Origin of the sequence: Micromonospora sp. WMMD980, assembly GCF_029626035.1 — a bacterium.
Lineage (GTDB): Bacteria > Actinomycetota > Actinomycetes > Mycobacteriales > Micromonosporaceae > Micromonospora.
Genome location: NZ_JARUBE010000003.1, coordinates 2,799,504 through 2,815,653, shown reverse-complemented (window position 1 = coordinate 2,815,653; position 16,150 = coordinate 2,799,504). Strand labels below are relative to the sequence as shown.

The window sequence follows — 16,150 nt, the reverse complement described above, 5'->3', positions numbered from 1 at the left end:
TGGCTACCGCGCCGACGCATGTCTCTACCGATGATCGCGCCGATCGTCTCGTCGACCGTGGCCGGCGGCAGCGTCGGTTACCTCGGCGGCGGCTCCCCGAAGCTCGGTCGACAGGTCGAGGCAGTACGGGACCTGGAGCTGGGCCGTCTCCTCTGTCCGTAGGGTGGTAGGAGCCGCCCCCGCGGCGGGACCGCCGTCCGACCCTCGTTCACGCTACGAAAGAGACACCATGACATCCACGTCCGCCCGACGGATGACGGGCGCGGTCGGCCAGGTCGCGTTGGGCGTCATGCTCCTCATCGCCGGCACCGCCCACCTCACCGTCGCGCGCCAGGAGTTCCTGGCGCAGGTGCCCTCCTGGGTCCCGCTCGAAGCCGACCTCGTCGTCGTCGCCTCCGGAGTGGTCGAGATCCTTCTGGGGCTGGCCCTGCTCGCCGCCTGGCGACAGCCCGTCCGCGGCATCACCGGAGCGGTCGTAGCCGCCTTCTTCGTCGCGGTCTTCCCAGGCAACATCGCTCAGTTCATGGAAGGGCGCGACGGATTCGGCCTGGACACCGATGCGGCACGGGCGGTCCGCCTGCTCTTCCAACCGCTGCTCGTACTCTGGGCGCTCGCCGCCACCGACGCGGTTCCCGCACTGCGCTCACTGCGCCGTCGCCCCTGACACCCGAACCGAATCCAACGACATCATCAGCCTGGTTGCCGCTCGCTGCCTGGTGCCAGTTAGATCATCTCTGATTGCGAACACGGATGCTCGGATGTCGTCGCCCCTCGGACACTTTAGTCCGGCACCAGTCAGCTCAACTATCCGGTTGTCCGGTAGGCGTCGAAGACACCGTCGATCCTGCGGACTGCAGCCAGCAGGTGCCCCAGATGCTTCGGATCGGCGATCGCAAAGCTGAATCGGCTCACCGCCACTCGGTCGGGGGTGGTGGTGACGGTAGCGGAGAGGACGTTGACCTGCTCGTCGAAGAGGGCCCGCGCGGTGTCGACAAGCAGCCCGCGCCGATCGAGGGCCTCCACCTGGATGGCGACCAGGAAGCTTGACGAGGAGGTGAGTTTCCAGGTGACGTTGCGAAGCCGCTCGGGCTGGGCCTTGAGCTTCTCGGCGTTGGCGCAGTCGTCGCGGTGCACGCTGACCCCGCCGGAGCGGGTCACGAAGCCGAACACCGAGTCCGGCGGCACCGGGGTGCAGCAGCGGGCCAGCTTGATCCAGACGTCGCTGACGCCGCGCACCACCACGCCCGGGTCGGCGCTGCTCTGCCGGCTACGCGGCGGCCGGGTGGCCACGGCGGTCTCGGCGATGTCCTCCGCCGCGCCCTCCTCGCCGCCGTAGGACGCCATCAGCTTCTGCACCACCGACTGCGCGGAGACCTGGCTGTCGCCGACCGCCGCGTAGAGCGAGGCCACGTCCGCGAGGTGCAGGTCCCGGGCGATCGCCATCAGCGCGTCCGAGGTGAGCATCCGCTGCAACGGCATGCCCTGCTTGCGCATCGCCTTGACGATCGCGTCCTTGCCGGCCTCGATCGCCTCCTCGCGCCGCTCCTTGTTGAAGTACTGGCGGATCTTGGTGCGGGCGCGTGGGCTCTTGACGAAGCCCAACCAGTCCTGCGTGGGACCGGCCGTGTCGGACTTCGAGGTGAAGATCTCGATCACGTCGCCGTTGGACAGCGTCGACTCCAACGGCACCAGCTTGCCGTTGACCCGTGCGCCGATGCACTTGTGCCCGACCTCGGTGTGCACCGCGTAGGCGAAGTCGACGGGCGTCGACCCGGTCGGCAGCGGGATGACGTCACCCTTGGGGGTGAAGACGTACACCTCCTGGCTGGACAGGTCGAAGCGCAGCGCGTCCAGGAACTCACTCGGGTCGGCCGCCTCGCGCTGCCAGTCCAGCAACTGCCGCAGCCAGGTCATCTCGTCGATGTGCGCCGGCGGGCCCACCACCTGGGTGCCCTTGTGCTCCTTGTACTTCCAGTGCGCGGCGATGCCGAACTCGGCGGTGCGGTGCATCGCGTACGTGCGGATCTGCATCTCCACCGGCTTGCCGGTGGGCCCGATGACGGTCGTGTGCAACGACTGGTACATGTTGAACTTGGGCATCGCGATGTAGTCCTTGAACCGGCCCGGCACCGGCTGCCAGTTGGCGTGGATGACGCCCAACGCCGCGTAGCAGTCGCGCACCGTGTCGACCAGGATCCGCACGCCCACCAAGTCGTAGATGTCGTTGAAGTCGCGACCCCGCACGATCATCTTTTGGTAGATCGAGTAGAGGACTTCCTGCGTCGCTTCGCGCGCAGCGTCACCGTGCTGCACGCGGGGAGGGTGCTCAGCGAGGGCACGGTGGCGCAGGTCCAGGCGGACCCGCGCGTGCAGGAGGTCTACCTCGGCCACCCGGTCGACGCCGGGTCGGTCCCCAGCGGTCTGGAGGCATGATGCTGACCCTGCGTGGGGTGCACGCCGGATACGGGCGTTCCCGGGTGCTGCACGGCGTGGACCTCGCCGTCCCGCCCGACGGGGTGGCCGCGGTGCTCGGGCACAACGGCGCCGGCAAGAGCACCCTGCTGCGGGTCGCGGCGGGCCTGCTGCGCCCGACCGCCGGCGCCGTCGAGCTGGACGGCGAGGACGTCACCCGGCTCGCCCCGCACGAGCGGGTGGCGCGCGGCATGGCGTACGTCCCGCAGGGCCAGCAGTGCTTCCCGCACCTGACGGCGGCGGAGAACCTGCGTCTCGTCGCCGACGGCCGGCGCGACGGCGCGGTGGCGACGGCGGAGGCGCTGGACCTGTTCCCGGCGCTGCGTCCGCTGCTGCGGCGGCGGGCCGGGCTGCTCTCCGGTGGTCAGCGTCAGCAACTCGCCGTCGCCCGCGCGTTGATCACCCGGCCGCGGCTGCTCATGCTCGACGAGCCGACCGAGGGCATCCAGCCGTCGGTGGTCGCCGAGATCCAGGAGCGGATCGTCGCGCTGACCCGGCGGTCCGGCTTCAGCGTGCTGCTCGTCGAGCAGCACCTCGGGTTCGCGCTGCGGGTGGCGAACCGCTACCACGTCCTCGAATCCGGCCGGGTCACCTCGCACGGCGACGGGGGAGCCACGGCGGAGCGGGAGGTGCGCGCGGCCCTCGCGGTCTGACCCCGGCGTTGTGCGGCGGCACCGGGCGGTCGACGCCACCGCGACGCCGACCACGGTCTACTGCCGCAGGTCGCGTCGCTTATAGGCGTGCTGGCCGGCCACGACCACCGCGATCGTCACGGCGCCCACGACGGCCAGGGCGGGCCAGTCGGGCGCCGTCTGCGGCACGGCCGCGAGATTGCCGTACGGCGACAGCGCGCTCACCCAACCCGGCAGGTGGACGCTGTCGGCGACGACGGTGAGCAGGAACCCGCCGGCGGTCGGCACCATCCCCCACGCCACCACGCCCTGCGGTGCGCGGCCGAGGGCGACGGTCGCGGCGGCGAGGCTGAGCAACGCGACCGGCAGCGCGTTCCAGGCGCCGGCGAGCGCCGCCGACAGCGGCAGGTTCGCGCCGACCAGGGCCGCGCCGAGCCACGCCGCCGCCCCGGCGACGGTGCCGAGGACCGCCGCGCCGGCCGCGGTGGTGCGGATCTCGACGCCGAGCAGTCGGGCGCGGCTGACCGGCCCGGCGTGCAGCAGGGTCAGGCGTCCGCTGGTCTCGGCGGCGGCGAGCGCGGCGAGGCGGACGGCGGTGAACGCGCCGACCGGGACGGCGAGGAGCGCGAACAGCGTCGCGGCGTACCCACGGACCGTGCCGAGGCCGGCGAAGCCCGCCTGTGCCGCCAGGTCGGCGAAGCGGGGGTTGTCGGCGAGGAAGCCGGTCAGTGAGTCGGCGAGCATGCCGATCAGCAGGAAGTAGGCGCCGACGGCGGCCGACCAACCGGCCAACGGCCGCAGCAGCCGCCGGATGGCGAAGGCGCTCACCGAGCCGAGGAGCCGCAGCCGTGGCGGCCGGCCGGTGGCGGGGGCGAGCAGCCCGTCCCGGGCGTCCCGCCGCCCGGCCAGGGCGAGCGCGCCGGCGGCGAGCGCGACGGCGGTGAGCGCGAGGACGACCAGGGGTGTCCACCGGTCGTCCCGATAGGGTCGGATCAGCGCCGGCGGGCCGTAGGGCGGCAGCCAGCGCAGCCAGCCGAGGACGGTGACGCCGTCACCGACCATCCGGGCCAACAGTCCCACGCCGAGGAACGCCAGCGCGGCCCCGGTCGCCCCCGATCGCGTCGGGAAGACCTGCGCGGCGAGGGCCGCCGCCGTGACCGCCACCGTGCCGGCGAGCGCCAGGCCGGCGGCGTGCAGGAGCGCCCCGCCGGCCGGGGTGCCAGCCGCGGTGAGCGCCACGGCGAGCGCGGTCCCGGTCAGGATCATCGCGGCCGTCAGCACCGTGAGATGCCGGCCGAGCAGCACCGGCGGGCTCAGCCGGCCGGCGAGCAGCAGGTCCCACCGGCCGGCCTCCTCCTCGCCCCGGGTCACGCGGGTGGTGACCAGCGTCCCCCAGACCGAGAGCAGCACGGCGAGGACGACGCCGGTGCGCCAGACCGTGAAACCGCCGACCGTGTCGAGGGCGACCGGTTCGCCGAACAGCGTGCGGACCGCGGGGTTCCCGGCCAGGGCGGCGAGGGCCCGCGCGCCGCCACCCTCGGCGATCGTGCTGGTGTAGGTGGCGGCGACCAGCACCGACATGCCGACCGTCACGGTCAGCACGACGAACGCCCCCCGGCGTACCTGCCGGACGGCGAGCCGGGTGACGGCCCGGCCGGCGGTCGAACGGTCCCGGTGGCCGGCCCCCGCCGGGGCGGTGGCGGTCATCGGGCCGACTCGCCGTAGTAGTCGAGGAAGATCTCCTCCAGACTGGGTTCCCGCACCGTGAGCGCGCTGACCTCAGCGGCGGCGAGCGCGCGCAGCGCCGGTGCGGGCGACCCGGTCATGGCGAAGCGGAGCATTCCGCCGTCCTGCGCGACGATCTCGACGCCGGCCACGTCGCGCAGGTCGGGTGCGGGGCCGGTGAAACGGGTGGTCACCTCGGTACGGTGCAGGCGGCGCAGTTCGTCGACGGTGGCGACGTCGACGAGCCGACCGGCACGCACGATCCCCACCCGGTCGCAGACCGCCTCGACCTCCGCCAGTTGGTGCGAGCAGAGGAAGACCGTCCGCCCGTTGTCGCGGGCGACCGCGACGGCGCGGCGGAACTGGAGTTCCATCAGGGGATCCAGACCACTGGTCGGCTCGTCGAGGACCAGCAGCGGCGCACGGGTGGCGAACGCCGCGACCAGGGCCACCTTCTGCCGGTTACCCGTGGAGTAGGCGCGGGCCGGGACGGACAGGTCGAGCGCGAAGCGTTCCACCAGCTCGTCGCGGTAGGCGCGATCGACACCCGGCCCGATGGCGGCGAGCAGCTCCAGGATCTCCGCCCCGGTGAGCTGGGGCCACAACGCCACGTCGGCCGGCACGTACGCCAACAACCGGTGCGCCGCGGCGACATCCTCGGCGTCGGCGTCGAAGATCCAGGCCCGGCCGGCGGTGGGCCGGGCCAGGCCGAGCAGCAGCCGGATCGTGGTGGACTTCCCGGCCCCGTTGGGACCGAGGAACCCGAACACCTCGCCGGCCGGCACCGTGAGGTCCAGCCCGTCGAGGGCCAGCAGTCCGCCGTAGCGTTTGGTCAGGTGCTGCGTGCGGATGGCGGTTGCGGCCACGGGTGCCTCCGGTCGACGACGTGTCACGACTGCCGACCAGGCTTCCCGGCGCACCGGATCTCACCGTACTCCGGTGCGCCACGCCTCGGACAGCGCGGCACGGGGGTCTGCCGCTCACCGCCGTCGCGCCGCTCGTCGGCGGCCGTTATGATCGCCAGGATCCGTGGAGCGCCGGGAAGTCTGGTCGGCACCGTGCTGGTCCGCGCCCCGGAGGTTTCCCGTGCTGTTGTTGTGCTTCGCTGCCGTCCTGCTGGCCGCAGTGCTCGTCTCCGCATTGGCCCACCGCACCATCCTGTCCACCGCGGCGCTGTTCCTGGTGGCCGGTTTCCTGCTCGGCGAGGACACCACCGGCGTGCTGCACCTGCGCGCCGACTCTCCGATCGTGGCGCAACTGGCCGAGCTGGCGCTGTTCGCGGTGCTGTTCACCGACGGCATGCGCGTCGGCTGGGCCGACCTACGCTCGGCGTGGCGGCTGCCCGGCCGCGCGCTGGGCTGGGGCCTGCCGCTCACCCTGCTCGTCACCGCGGTGCTCGCCCACTACGTCGCCGGTCTCGATTGGCCCGAGGCGCTGCTGATCGGGGCGATCCTCGCCCCGACCGACCCGGTCTTCGCGGCCGCGCTGGTCGGCAACGACAAGGTGCCCGCCCGGCTCCGGCACCTGCTCAACGTCGAGTCCGGCGTGAACGACGGTCTCGCCCTGCCCTTCGTGGTGGTGCTGCTGGCGGTCGCGGCCGGCTCGGAGGACCTGCACCTGGGAGAGCTGGGCACCGAACTGGCGGTCGGACTGCTGATCGGCGTGCTGGTGCCGCTGGCCGCCATCGCGCTGGAGCGCACCCGGTGGTTCGCCGCGTCCGCGGCCTACGCGCCGTTGAACGGCGTGGCGATCGGGCTGCTGGTGCTGGCGCTGGGCAAGGTCACCCACGGCAACCTGTTCCTGGCCGCGTTCGCCGCCGGCATCACGGTGGCGACCTTCGGACCGCGGGAGCGCGCCGCGTTCGAGCACTTCGGGGAGAACGTCGCCGAACTGCTGAAGCTGGCCGCGTTGCTGGTGTTCGGTGCGCTGATCTCGGTGGAGTTCCTCGGCGAGATTCCGTGGACCGGGTGGGTGTTCGCCCTGCTGGCGATCGTGGTGGCCCGGCCGGTCGCGCTGTGGGTGTCCTTCCTGCGGTCCGGGCTGAGCCTGCGCGAGCAGGCCGCGGCGATGTGGTTCGGCCCCAAGGGCTTCGCCTCGGTGGTCTACGGGCTGCTCGTCCTCGAGGCCGGCATCGGCGCCGCGGACGAGGTGTTCCACCTCGTCGCGTTGACAATCGTCATCTCGATTCTGGCGCACTCCTCGACCGATGTGGTGGTCGCCCGGGCGTTCGACGACAGCTCGGAGGTCCCCAACTGGCACGGCGTGCTGCGCCGGATCCGGCGGGCCCGCGGCGACGGAACCGGGCGGCGGGCGACGGCCGGCCCGAGCGCGGCGGACCGCGACGGAGCCGGTCGGGGCGCCGACCTTCGCGACGGCGCGACTACCGACCCGCAGTCGAGGGCGGAGTAGCGCGCGGCTGCCCGGGGGGTCCGGTCCTGTCCTCGCGTTGGGCCGCCCAGTCGCGCCACCACCGGCTCTCCGTCGGCTCGCCGGCCGCTTCGACCAGCGCGTTGACGAGATCGGCCGCGGTCGCCCGACGGACCCCGTCCGCGCGGCGGACAAGATCGCGGATTCGGTCGGTCCGCCCATGGACCACCTGGGCGACCAGGTCACGTCCGGCCTCGGTGGGGGTCAGCCAGGCGACCCGTCGGTCGGTGGTGCCCTGCCGGCGGGCCACCAGGCCGCGTCGGACCAGTCGGTCGCAGGTGCGGGTCGCGGTCGACGGGTGGACCTCGAGGGCGGTGGCGAGGTCGACCGTCCGCAGCGGTCCGCGTGCGGCGAGCAGCACCAGCGTGCGGTACTGGGGAAGGGTCAGCTCCGCGTCGAGGCCGGCCAGCGTTCGCGCGGTGAAGCCCACCAGCACCCGGCTCAGCGCGGCCAGGCCGTCGACGAGCGCCGACTCGGGGTCCGGCACCGGCTCGTCGGGCGGGACGTAGAGTTCCACCACACAATGGTTGCACGGGTGCAGGGAAGGCGGTGGGGGTGGTGTCCGGCGAGCGCGACGGGTTCCGACAGCGGGCGGTCGGGCGCTGGGAGCAGCTCAGTGCCGCCCCGTTGACCCTGCTGTCCGTCGTCTTCCTCGGCGCCTACGCGTGGCCCATCCTCGTGCCGCGGCTTCCCGACCGGTGGGTGCTCGCCTGCGAGGCCACCAGCGTGGCGATCTGGCTGCTCTTCTGGGTCGACCTGTTGGTGCGGTTCGCTCTTGCCGGTGACCGCTTGCGGTTCCTGCGCACCCACCTGTTCGACCTGACGGTGCTCGTGCTGCCGTTCCTGCGTCCGCTGCGCGCTCTCCGGCTGGTCACGGTCGTGCTGAACCTGACCCGGCGCACGACCGGCTGGGCCCGTGGCCGCCTCGCCCTGTATGTCAGTGCCACGACCGTGCTGCTGGTGGTCGTGTCGGCCCTGGCGGTGCTCGACGCGGAGCGGGACGCGCCGGACGCCTCGATCACGTCGTTCACCGACGCTCTCTGGTGGGCCGCGGTGACGATCACGACCGTCGGGTACGGCGACCTCTTCCCGGTGACCACGGCGGGTCGCCTGGTCGCGCTCGGCCTGATGGTCGGCGGGATCGGCCTGATCGGTTTCGTGACCGGGTCGCTCGCGACCTGGATCGTCGAGCGGGTCGCCGACCGGGACCGTCCCGAGCCGGCCACCGCCGCCGACGTCGCGGCCCTCCGGGAGGAGATCGCCGCGCTGCGGGCGAGGCTGGAGTCGCGGTCCCTCGCCGGCCGGTCCGATCCGATGGCGGCGGACGGGGGCACCGTCGATGACTGACCCGGAGGGCTCCGCGGAGGCCGGCCACCGATCGTGGCTCGGGCTGCCCGCCGCGCTGGCTCTCATCGGCGTCGTGTTGCTGGTCGACGTGGCGGCGGCCGCGCACGCGGTGCTCATCGGATTCCTGGGCCTGGCCCCGTTGCTGGCCGCCGCGGTGGACACGCCGAGACGTACCGCTGTCGCGTCCGCCGCGGCGACGGTCGCGGCGGTCCTGGCCGGCCTGCCGAGTCAGACGCTGGGCAGCCTCGACCACGTCCTGCGGGTGGCCGTGGTCATCGCGGTCAGCATCGCGGCACTGTACGTGTCCCGGGCCCGCACGGTGCGCGAGGAGCGGATCCGCCGGATGAGCGAGATCGTGCGGGTCACCCAGAAGGCCATCCTGCGGGAGATCCCACCCACGATCGGGTCCGTCGCGCTGGGTGCCCGGTACGTCTCCGCGCAGCGGGGCGCGGGGGTGGGCGGGGACCTCTACGAGGTGGTGCCGGGGCCGGACCGGCTGCGCGTCATCATCGGCGACGTGTGCGGCAAGGGACTGCCGGCGGTGCAGCTCGCCTCGGCGGTGATCGGCGCGTTCCGGCAGTCCGCGATCGTGCGCGACCGGTTGGAGCAGGTGGCCACCGACCTCGACGCCCTGGTCGCTCGGGAACCGAGGCCCACCTACGGGGTAACCTTCGTCACGGCCGTCCTGCTGGAGGTCCGCGGGCCGGACCTGTGGGTGACGAGTTGCGGGCATCCCATGCCGCTGCGACACCGTCCCGGGCGCTCGCCGGTGCCGCTCGGCGAGACCGAGCCGGGCCGGCCGCTGGGGCTGGGCGGCCGGCGTGACCCGCCGACGCGCCACCCCTGGTCGATCGGGGACCGCCTGCTGCTCTACACCGACGGCCTGATCGAGGCGCGCGACGACGGTGGCCGGTTCTTACCGCTCCGGCTGCTCGACCGTCCGCTGTCCGCTCCCTCGCTGCCCCGGGCGCTCGACGCCATCTGGCGCGTGGTGCGGGCGCACGTCGACGGTGAACCCCGCGACGACCTCGCGTTGCTGCTGATCGAACGACTGCCGGACGCCGTCACCGACGCCGCTCGCGGCGGGCGGTGACGTTCCCCCGGGGCGGGCGGTCAGACCGGGACGTCGGTCCCGGTCGGCGCGGGGTCGCCGGTCGGCGCGGCCGAGGTCGGATCGGCGGGGGTGGCCGGCGCATCCGTGCCGGGCGGCGCCGACGCGGATGCGGACGGGCTGGTGGTCGGTTCGGCGGAGCCGGTCGGGCTGGCCGACGGCGCGGGGGTGGTGGACGTCGACGGTGACGGTGACGGCTTGACGCTCTCGGTGGGCTTCCCGGTCGCCGGCGGCGGGCTCGCCGGAGTCTGCTCCGCGGTGGGCTGCGGTGGCGTCGTCGCCGGCCCGGTGGTGCGCGGCGGCGCCGGTTCGTCGACCCGGGCGCGCGGTGCGCGCGTCGCCGGCGCGCTCGACTCCGGCTCGTCGCCGCCGGCGATGGTGACCAGCGCCGCGGATCTGCGGCAGGGCACGCCGGCGAGCGCGAAGCCGTCCGGACCGGACCGGGCCGGCTCGGTGTAGGTCCCCCGCAGCGGCACCCGGATCGGCGCCGAGGTGTCCGACGGCAGGGGCAGCCGCACCTGCCGCCCCGACTGCCACCGGTCCATCGGCGCGTCCAGGTGCTGGCCGGGGGAGAGTCGGAAGTGCAGCACCTGCCGCCCCGTCGGCTGCCGGCCGGTCACCTCGACGGTGACTTCCGCGCCGAACGTGCCCTGCGCACGCTCGGCGGAGTAGGTGACGGTGCAACCGAAGGTCGGGCTCGGTGTCGCCTCGGACGCGCCGTAGGCGTCCGGCGTCGAACCGGACCCGGACAGTTGGGCGACGAGCAGCGCGCCCGCCAGGACGACCGGCAGACCACCCGCCAGCGCGGCGCGTCGCAGCGTCGTCCGCCGGCCGCTGCCCGGTGACGCGGGGGTCGTGGGCCGGAGGTCCTGGCGCGCGCCGACGGCCGGCCGCATCGGCGCCGGCGCCGATGCGGCAGCGCCGGCGCCGGCGAGGATCCGCGCCACGGTTCCCGCGCTCGGCCGCTCGGCGGGGTCGGGTGCGAGGCAGCGGCGACGCAGCTCGTCGACGGCCTCGATCACCCCCTCGACCCGCAGCGTCGCCTCGTGGTCGTCGCGGCCGTGCCGGCCGGGTTGGGCGGGGGGCCGCCCGGTGAGGCATTCGGTGAGCAGGAGGCCGAGCGCGTAGACGTCGCACGCGGGCACGGCGGGTTCGCCGCGCAACTGCTCGGGCGACATGTGCGAGGGCGTGCCGCGGATCTCGCCCCGGCCGTCGACAGTGGCGGCGCCGACGGCGAGCGCCACGCCGAGGTCGACCAGTTTCGCCCCGTCCGGCGCGAGCAGCACGTTGCCCGGCTTGACGTCGCGATGGACCAGCCCCGCCTCGTGGACCGCGGCGAGCCCGGCCGCGACCTGCGCGCAGATCCGTCCACCGTCGGGCCAGCCCAGCGCGCCGACCCGGTGCAACCGGTCGGCGAGCGTCTCGCCCTCGACGTACTGCAGCACCAGGAAGGGCACCCGCCGCAGCCCCGACAGCCGGGCCTCACCGTAGTCGTAGACCGCCGCGACGTTCGGGTGGTCCAGCCGCGCCGCGGCCCGCGCCTCGCCGCGCACGGCCCCACGCCACCGGGGGTCCTCCGCCGGACCGGGGGCGAGCAACTTGACCGCGACGGTGCGGTCGAGAAGTTCGTCCACCGCCTGCCAGACGACGGCCGACCCACCCCGGCCGACCTGCCGCACCAGGCGGTAGCGTCCCGCCAACACCCGCATCGCGCACCCCCTTTCACGGTCGATCCGACCGCTCGATCGGCTGTGCGAGCATCTTCCTCCTACCCGAGGCGCCAGCAGGGAAAACAGTCGGGCCCTGGCGGGCCGGCGCGGGGGGTCAGCCGGCTGCGCGGGTCCCGGCCTCCGCGGGCCCGATCAGCGGGGGCGGCGCGACGGAAATCAACGGCGCGGCGACCGGCGCCGGTCCGGTGACCCGCTGGCCGTTGCCGAAGTCGAAGGTCACCGTCGCGTTCTGGCCCGAGCGCAGTGACTCGTTAAGACGGAGAAGCCGGGAAGTGGCGGCCGGCCTGGTCGTTGAACCGCACGAAACTGGGCGGGGGCAGGTCGAAGCGAGCGGGCTGGGTCGTCGACCCCGACGGCGGGCCGCTGGCCGTCGGTGACGGGGCCGGGGAGTAGGGGGGCGAGGCGGGCCGGGTCGCCGGGGGTGTCTCCGGCGAGGGTGGTGGGGGCTGCTCCGCGCTGACGAGGACGACCTCGCGTGCGTCCCCGGTGGTGACGGTGACCGTGACGGGACGTTGCGAGTCGTTGTAGATCACCGCGTGCAGCGGCGCGTCGGCGCCGGCGGGGTAGCCGTCGACGCCGGGGAACGGCAGGAGCAGGACGCGTACCGCGTACTCGCCGTTGTCGCTGGCGAGGTTGGCCCCCTGGATGGAGGGGTTCTTCTCGGCGGTCTCCGCGATCTGTCCGGCGCCGCAGGCGGCGAGGAGCAGGTGTGCCGTGGCGAGTGCGGCCAGCAGCGCCATGCGCGCACGACCGCCGTGCCATCGGTGGGTGGGGGTGGGGCGCTCATCAGGGTCGCTCCCAGAAGTCGGGTCCGATGGGGGCCTGGTAGTCGGAGGAGGCGACGAAGAAGCCCTCGTCGTCGACCTCGATGGGTAGTTGTGGTGATGGCCGGTCGGCGGGGCCGAAGACGGGTTGGGCGTTGTCGGTGATGAGGAACTGGGACTGGTGGCACGGGCGAGCAGGCGGTTCGTCTGTTGCTCGTAGCGGCTGGCGGGACAGCCGGCGTGGGTGCAGATCTTGGAGTAGGCGATGAAGTCGCCCCACATCCAGTCCTGCTTGCCGGCCTCCCGGTTGTTCTGCCGGCCGACCAGGGCGTCCTGGGCGGGCAGGTGGATGAGCACTGTGACCGAGTCGGCGTATTCGTTGCCGACGCTGTGCGGGATGCCGGGGAAGGCGGTGACCTGCCCTCCGGGCAGGATGTCCGAGGGCCGGATCGGGCGTCCGTCCTCCCGCAGGAGGCGGATCCTGGTGACGGCGCCGTTGTCGTCGGCGGGGGCGAATCCGGTGCGGAACAGTTCCCGGTCGTCGTCGGGGTTACGGATGAGCCCGCCGACCAGGGGAGCGGCGACGACCGCCCCGACCGGGAGCAGCCCGGCGAGCAGGGACGCCCCGAGCAGGGGGCGCCTCTTGATCCCGAGTTCGTCGGCCAGGTAGAGCATGGTCTGCCCCGTGATGCGCCGATCCTCGGCGGAGGAGGGCGCGTCGTGGCGGTCCTGAACCGGCACCTCCTTGGGCAGCAGCTTCTTGCCCCACACGAGGATCCCGAAGCCCACCGCGAGCAGCGCGACGCCGAGGGTCAGTCCCAGGAGGGGCGTGTAGTGCTCCTCGATGCCGCCGACGAGGCGGTAGCGCCACGGCCACCAGATGTAGACGGCCAGGAACAGCATGGCCGACAGGCCCGCCGCCAGGAACAGCGCGGCGACTGTACGACCGACCCGTCGTTCGGCCTTGGAGCCGGCGGCCACCTGCGGCTCGTAGTGGACGATCTCGATGTCGTCGCGGCGTGCGCCCTCGCGGACCACGTCTGTCAGAGGTTCTCCCGCCGCCACTGGCTGACCGCCCGCTCGACCGCCTCTTCCTCGTGCCGCAGCGAAGCCTTGATCCGGCGGCGGGCGGCGGCGCCGGTGAACCGGTCGACCACGATGAGGGCGATCAGGACCGCCACCAGCCAGTCCAGCGCGGCGAGGGGTGGGACCAGCGTCGCCGGCCAGCTCAGCAGGCACACGGCGGTGGCGGTGACGATCCTGGTGGGCCGCGTGCGGCGGAACGTGCGCGCGACCACCGCGACCTCGGTCAGCAGAAACAGTGCGACCCCGCCGTAGAGGGCGACCACCCCGGCCCATCTCAGCGGCTCGACGAGGACCTGGGCGACCGCTTCGAGGACGAACTTCAGCCCGAGCGCGACGGCGATGACACTCAGGATCATCAGCAGGTGGAGGTAGGTGAAGACATCTCGGGCCAGCGAGATCCGCCGCACGTCCCGGGTGCCGTGCATGGCTTGCTCCACGCTGGGCGCGAGGGTGTCGAAGTGCAGCCACCACAGGGCCGCGAGCAGCAGGATGCCGAGGGCCGACCCGGCGATCACCGGTGCGGACAGCGCGAGACGCTCGAACCGTCCCGGCCCGAGCCCCAGCGAGATGACCGCCTCGCCGAGCGCGATCAGGATGATCAGGGAGTGGCGTTCGGCCCAGTGCCCGGCCGAGGCGACCGTCCACCTGGCGTAGGGCAGGATCAGACCGACCGAATACTCGGCCAGGAGCGCGGCCGTCCACAGGCCGAGACGGGCGTCGAACCGCACGTCCGGCGGGGCCCACCACGCCGCCGTGGCGGCGAGGACGACGAGGACGGCGGCCACCACCGGCGGCGCGGAGACGAGCGCCAGTTGCCAGCGGGCTCGACCGACGCCGGTCAGCACGAACAGGAACGCGCCCAGCGTGAGACCGCGCACGACCAGATAGGCCAGCGCGAACACGATCGGGCCCGCCAGGTCGTCGAGCTGGTTCCGGAAGGCCTGCGGGATGGTGATCGCCAGCACGAACGTGGCGACGGTGATGCCGAGGCCGAACACCGGCAGGATGCCCTTGTCGAGGCGAGCCAGGTTGCCCAGGGTCGCCAGCACCGTCCAGCACCACCAGAGCAGCGCCAGCACGAGCAACCCGGCCAGCACCGACCTGGGGGTCGGGTGGGTGGAGACCAGGCCGGTGACGTTGAGGAACGCGAAGACGAAGATGAGGTCGAAGAACAGCTCCAGGCGGGTGACCCTCGTTCCCGGCACGATCGGCGTCAACCAGGGTGACTGGCGCACGGCGATGGGAGCACTCACCACACCAGTCTCGTCGGGCGCCGGCCGGGTCGCCCCCGGTTTCGCCGTAGCGCCGCCGACCGCGTGACCCGGCCCGGCAGCACGGGTCAGCGGGTGGCGGCTGTCGGCGTGACCGTCGCGCGACGGGTGTCGCCCCCGCGCAGGTAGGTGACCGACACGCGCTGGCCGGGTTCGACCGCGCGCAGGGCGCCGAGGAACGCCTCCAGCGTCTCGGTGCGCTCACCGGCCAGCTCGGTGACGATGTCCCCGGGTCGCAGGCCGGCCTTCGCCGACGGGCCGTCCCCGGCGACGTCCCGCACGAGCACGCCCCGGTCGGTGGCGGCGCCGAGCGACCGCGCGATCTGCGGGGTCAGCCGGGCCACCGCCAGCCCGAGGTACGGCTGGGTGACCTTGCCGTCGTCGAGCAGGTCGTCGGCGATGTCGACGGCGGTGGCGGCGGGGATGGCGAACCCGATGGACACCGCCCCGGTCTGCGGCGGCAGGTAGGCGTCGTTGATCCCGACCACCCGGCCGGAGTAGTCGGCCAGCGCGCCGCCGGAGTTGCCGGGGGAGATGGCGGCGTCGGTCTGGATCAGGTCGACCAGGGCGTTGCCCTGGGTCGCCGAGCCGGGGATCTCCCGGCCGACGCCGGAGACGATGCCGGCGGTCACGCTGTTGAGGAAGCCCAGCGGGCTGCCGAGCGCGACGACCGGCTCGCCGGGTTGCGGGAGTTCGGTGCGCAGCGGGGCGGGCGGCAGGTCGGTGCGCTGCGCCCGCAGGACCGCGAGGTCGGTGACGGCGTCGGCGGCGACCACCCGGGCGGGCACCCGGGTGCCGTCGGCGAGGGCGAGTTCCACGTCCTTCTGGTCGCCCACCACGTGTTCGTTGGTCAGCACCAGCCCGCCGTCGCGGAAGACCACGCCGGAGCCGAGCCCCTCGTCGGTGCGGACCGTGACCACCGACGGTTGCAGCCGGGCCACCACCTGCGGCAGACCGGCGGCCGGCGCGGCCGAGACGGTCGGCGCCGCGGCGGCCTTCTCGTCGACGCCGCCGTCCGCCGTGCAGCCGACCGTCACGGCCAGCAGCGCCACGCTGCCGATCAGCGCCGCCCGACGCGATCCACGTCCCACGTCTCCACCCTCCCGCAGTGCCGGTGACCCGAGCGGCCTGCCGGCCCTCCGACGAGCCGCTACCCGGCGCCCTCGCCGGCAAACGCCGTCCGACGCAGACCCGGCCGGTTGTCACGATGGCGAATGCGGATCGTCACGAACCTGTCGTATTGCCGGCGGAACCCTTGGGGTAGGGCGTGAGGAACGCCGATGTGAGACGTCAGGAGGCAGTCGTGACCTACCCGTGGTTCTTCCCCGAGGGGCTGCCGTCGCTGTTCGACGACGGGCCCGCCGCCAACGACACCCGGTTGGCCTGCCGGGTGGTCGACCAGATGTACCGCGACCCGCTGCTGTGCCGCGAGCGCATCTGCGTGGAGGCGCAGAACCGGGTGGTCATCCTGGAGGGGCGGGTCCGCTCCGCCGACGTGCTGGCCCACGCCCGCGCGCTCGCCTGGGCGGTGCCCGGGGTGCACGACGTCAATATCCGGCTGCACGTGGTCTGATGTCGTCACCCG

The 16,150-nt window shown here is 73.5% G+C and carries 16 protein-coding genes and 2 pseudogenes; 8 read left to right on the top strand and 10 right to left on the bottom strand.

What is annotated here, in order from left to right:
• The first annotated feature begins 18 nt into the window (after nt 1-18).
• A complete protein-coding gene (locus O7618_RS12965; protein ID WP_278106333.1) occupies nt 19-162 on the top strand; it encodes a hypothetical protein in 144 nt (47 codons plus the stop codon).
• Nucleotides 163-229: 67 nt separating this feature from the next.
• Complete coding sequence (locus O7618_RS12960) at nt 230-664, top strand: hypothetical protein (protein ID WP_278106332.1); 435 nt, start codon at nt 230-232, stop codon at nt 662-664.
• 140 nt (nt 665-804) lie between these two features.
• Here the strand turns inward: O7618_RS12960 and O7618_RS12955 are convergent.
• Nucleotides 805-2,271: pseudogene (locus O7618_RS12955) on the bottom strand (RelA/SpoT family protein); the annotation flags it as partial.
• On the opposite strand from O7618_RS12955, the gene O7618_RS12950 reads away from it, so the two are divergent.
• Complete coding sequence (locus O7618_RS12950) at nt 2,254-2,433, top strand: hypothetical protein (protein ID WP_278110245.1); 180 nt, start codon at nt 2,254-2,256, stop codon at nt 2,431-2,433. The pseudogene O7618_RS12955 and the gene O7618_RS12950 sit on opposite strands and share 18 nt — an antisense overlap.
• The gene (gene urtE, locus O7618_RS12945; RefSeq protein ID WP_278106331.1) at nt 2,433-3,125 is read left to right on the top strand and encodes an urea ABC transporter ATP-binding subunit UrtE; all 693 of its coding nucleotides are present in this window, start codon (nt 2,433-2,435) and stop codon (nt 3,123-3,125) included. Before O7618_RS12950 ends, urtE begins: the two co-directional genes overlap by 1 nt.
• Nucleotides 3,126-3,182: 57 nt before the next feature.
• On the opposite strand, the gene O7618_RS12940 is transcribed toward urtE, so the two are convergent.
• Both O7618_RS12940 and O7618_RS12935 read right to left on the bottom strand, forming a co-directional pair.
• On the bottom strand, nt 3,183-4,811 hold the full coding sequence (locus O7618_RS12940) for a hypothetical protein (protein ID WP_278106330.1): 1,629 nt from the start codon (nt 4,809-4,811) through the stop codon (nt 3,183-3,185).
• The gene (locus tag O7618_RS12935) at nt 4,808-5,695 is read right to left on the bottom strand and encodes an ABC transporter ATP-binding protein (RefSeq protein WP_278106329.1); all 888 of its coding nucleotides are present in this window, start codon (nt 5,693-5,695) and stop codon (nt 4,808-4,810) included. The genes O7618_RS12940 and O7618_RS12935 overlap by 4 nt, the downstream gene beginning before the upstream one ends.
• A gap of 220 nt (nt 5,696-5,915) precedes the next feature.
• On the opposite strand from O7618_RS12935, the gene O7618_RS12930 reads away from it, so the two are divergent.
• The gene (locus O7618_RS12930) at nt 5,916-7,238 is read left to right on the top strand and encodes a cation:proton antiporter (protein WP_278106327.1); all 1,323 of its coding nucleotides are present in this window, start codon (nt 5,916-5,918) and stop codon (nt 7,236-7,238) included.
• Here the strand turns inward: O7618_RS12930 and O7618_RS12925 are convergent.
• Nucleotides 7,210-7,773, bottom strand: a complete 564-nt coding sequence (locus O7618_RS12925; protein ID WP_278106326.1) for a MarR family transcriptional regulator — start codon at nt 7,771-7,773, stop codon at nt 7,210-7,212. The genes O7618_RS12930 and O7618_RS12925 overlap by 29 nt on opposite strands.
• Before the next feature lie 41 nt (nt 7,774-7,814).
• On the opposite strand from O7618_RS12925, the gene O7618_RS12920 reads away from it, so the two are divergent.
• The gene (locus O7618_RS12920) at nt 7,815-8,603 is read left to right on the top strand and encodes a potassium channel family protein (RefSeq protein WP_278109987.1); all 789 of its coding nucleotides are present in this window, start codon (nt 7,815-7,817) and stop codon (nt 8,601-8,603) included.
• Nucleotides 8,596-9,696: a PP2C family protein-serine/threonine phosphatase gene (locus O7618_RS12915; RefSeq protein WP_278106325.1), complete on the top strand. Its 1,101-nt coding sequence runs from the start codon at nt 8,596-8,598 to the stop codon at nt 9,694-9,696. Before O7618_RS12920 ends, O7618_RS12915 begins: the two co-directional genes overlap by 8 nt.
• 20 nt (nt 9,697-9,716) lie before the next feature.
• Here the strand turns inward: O7618_RS12915 and O7618_RS12910 are convergent, their stop codons facing one another.
• From O7618_RS12910 to O7618_RS12885, 6 genes and pseudogenes are all read right to left on the bottom strand, one after another.
• Nucleotides 9,717-11,423, bottom strand: coding sequence for a protein kinase (locus O7618_RS12910; RefSeq protein WP_278106324.1), 1,707 nt, complete (start codon nt 11,421-11,423; stop codon nt 9,717-9,719).
• Between the two features lie 115 nt (nt 11,424-11,538).
• A complete protein-coding gene (locus tag O7618_RS12905; RefSeq protein ID WP_278106323.1) occupies nt 11,539-11,664 on the bottom strand; it encodes a hypothetical protein in 126 nt (41 codons plus the stop codon).
• 31 nt (nt 11,665-11,695) lie between these two features.
• Nucleotides 11,696-12,184 carry a hypothetical protein gene (locus O7618_RS12900; protein ID WP_278106321.1) on the bottom strand — a complete coding sequence of 163 codons (489 nt, stop codon included), beginning with the start codon at nt 12,182-12,184 and terminating at the stop codon, nt 11,696-11,698.
• A gap of 46 nt (nt 12,185-12,230) precedes the next feature.
• Nucleotides 12,231-13,273 (bottom strand): annotated as a pseudogene (locus O7618_RS12895) (Rieske 2Fe-2S domain-containing protein).
• On the bottom strand, nt 13,252-14,547 hold the full coding sequence (locus O7618_RS12890; protein WP_278106320.1) for a low temperature requirement protein A: 1,296 nt from the start codon (nt 14,545-14,547) through the stop codon (nt 13,252-13,254). Before O7618_RS12890 ends, O7618_RS12895 begins: the two are co-directional and overlap by 22 nt.
• A gap of 86 nt (nt 14,548-14,633) precedes the next feature.
• Nucleotides 14,634-15,656, bottom strand: a complete 1,023-nt coding sequence (locus O7618_RS12885) for a trypsin-like peptidase domain-containing protein (RefSeq protein ID WP_278106319.1) — start codon at nt 15,654-15,656, stop codon at nt 14,634-14,636.
• A 212-nt stretch (nt 15,657-15,868) separates the two neighbouring features.
• Here O7618_RS12885 and O7618_RS12880 point away from each other — a divergent pair, with 212 nt between their 5' ends.
• Nucleotides 15,869-16,138: a BON domain-containing protein gene (locus O7618_RS12880; protein ID WP_278106318.1), complete on the top strand. Its 270-nt coding sequence runs from the start codon at nt 15,869-15,871 to the stop codon at nt 16,136-16,138.
• Nucleotides 16,139-16,150: the final 12 nt, after the last annotated feature.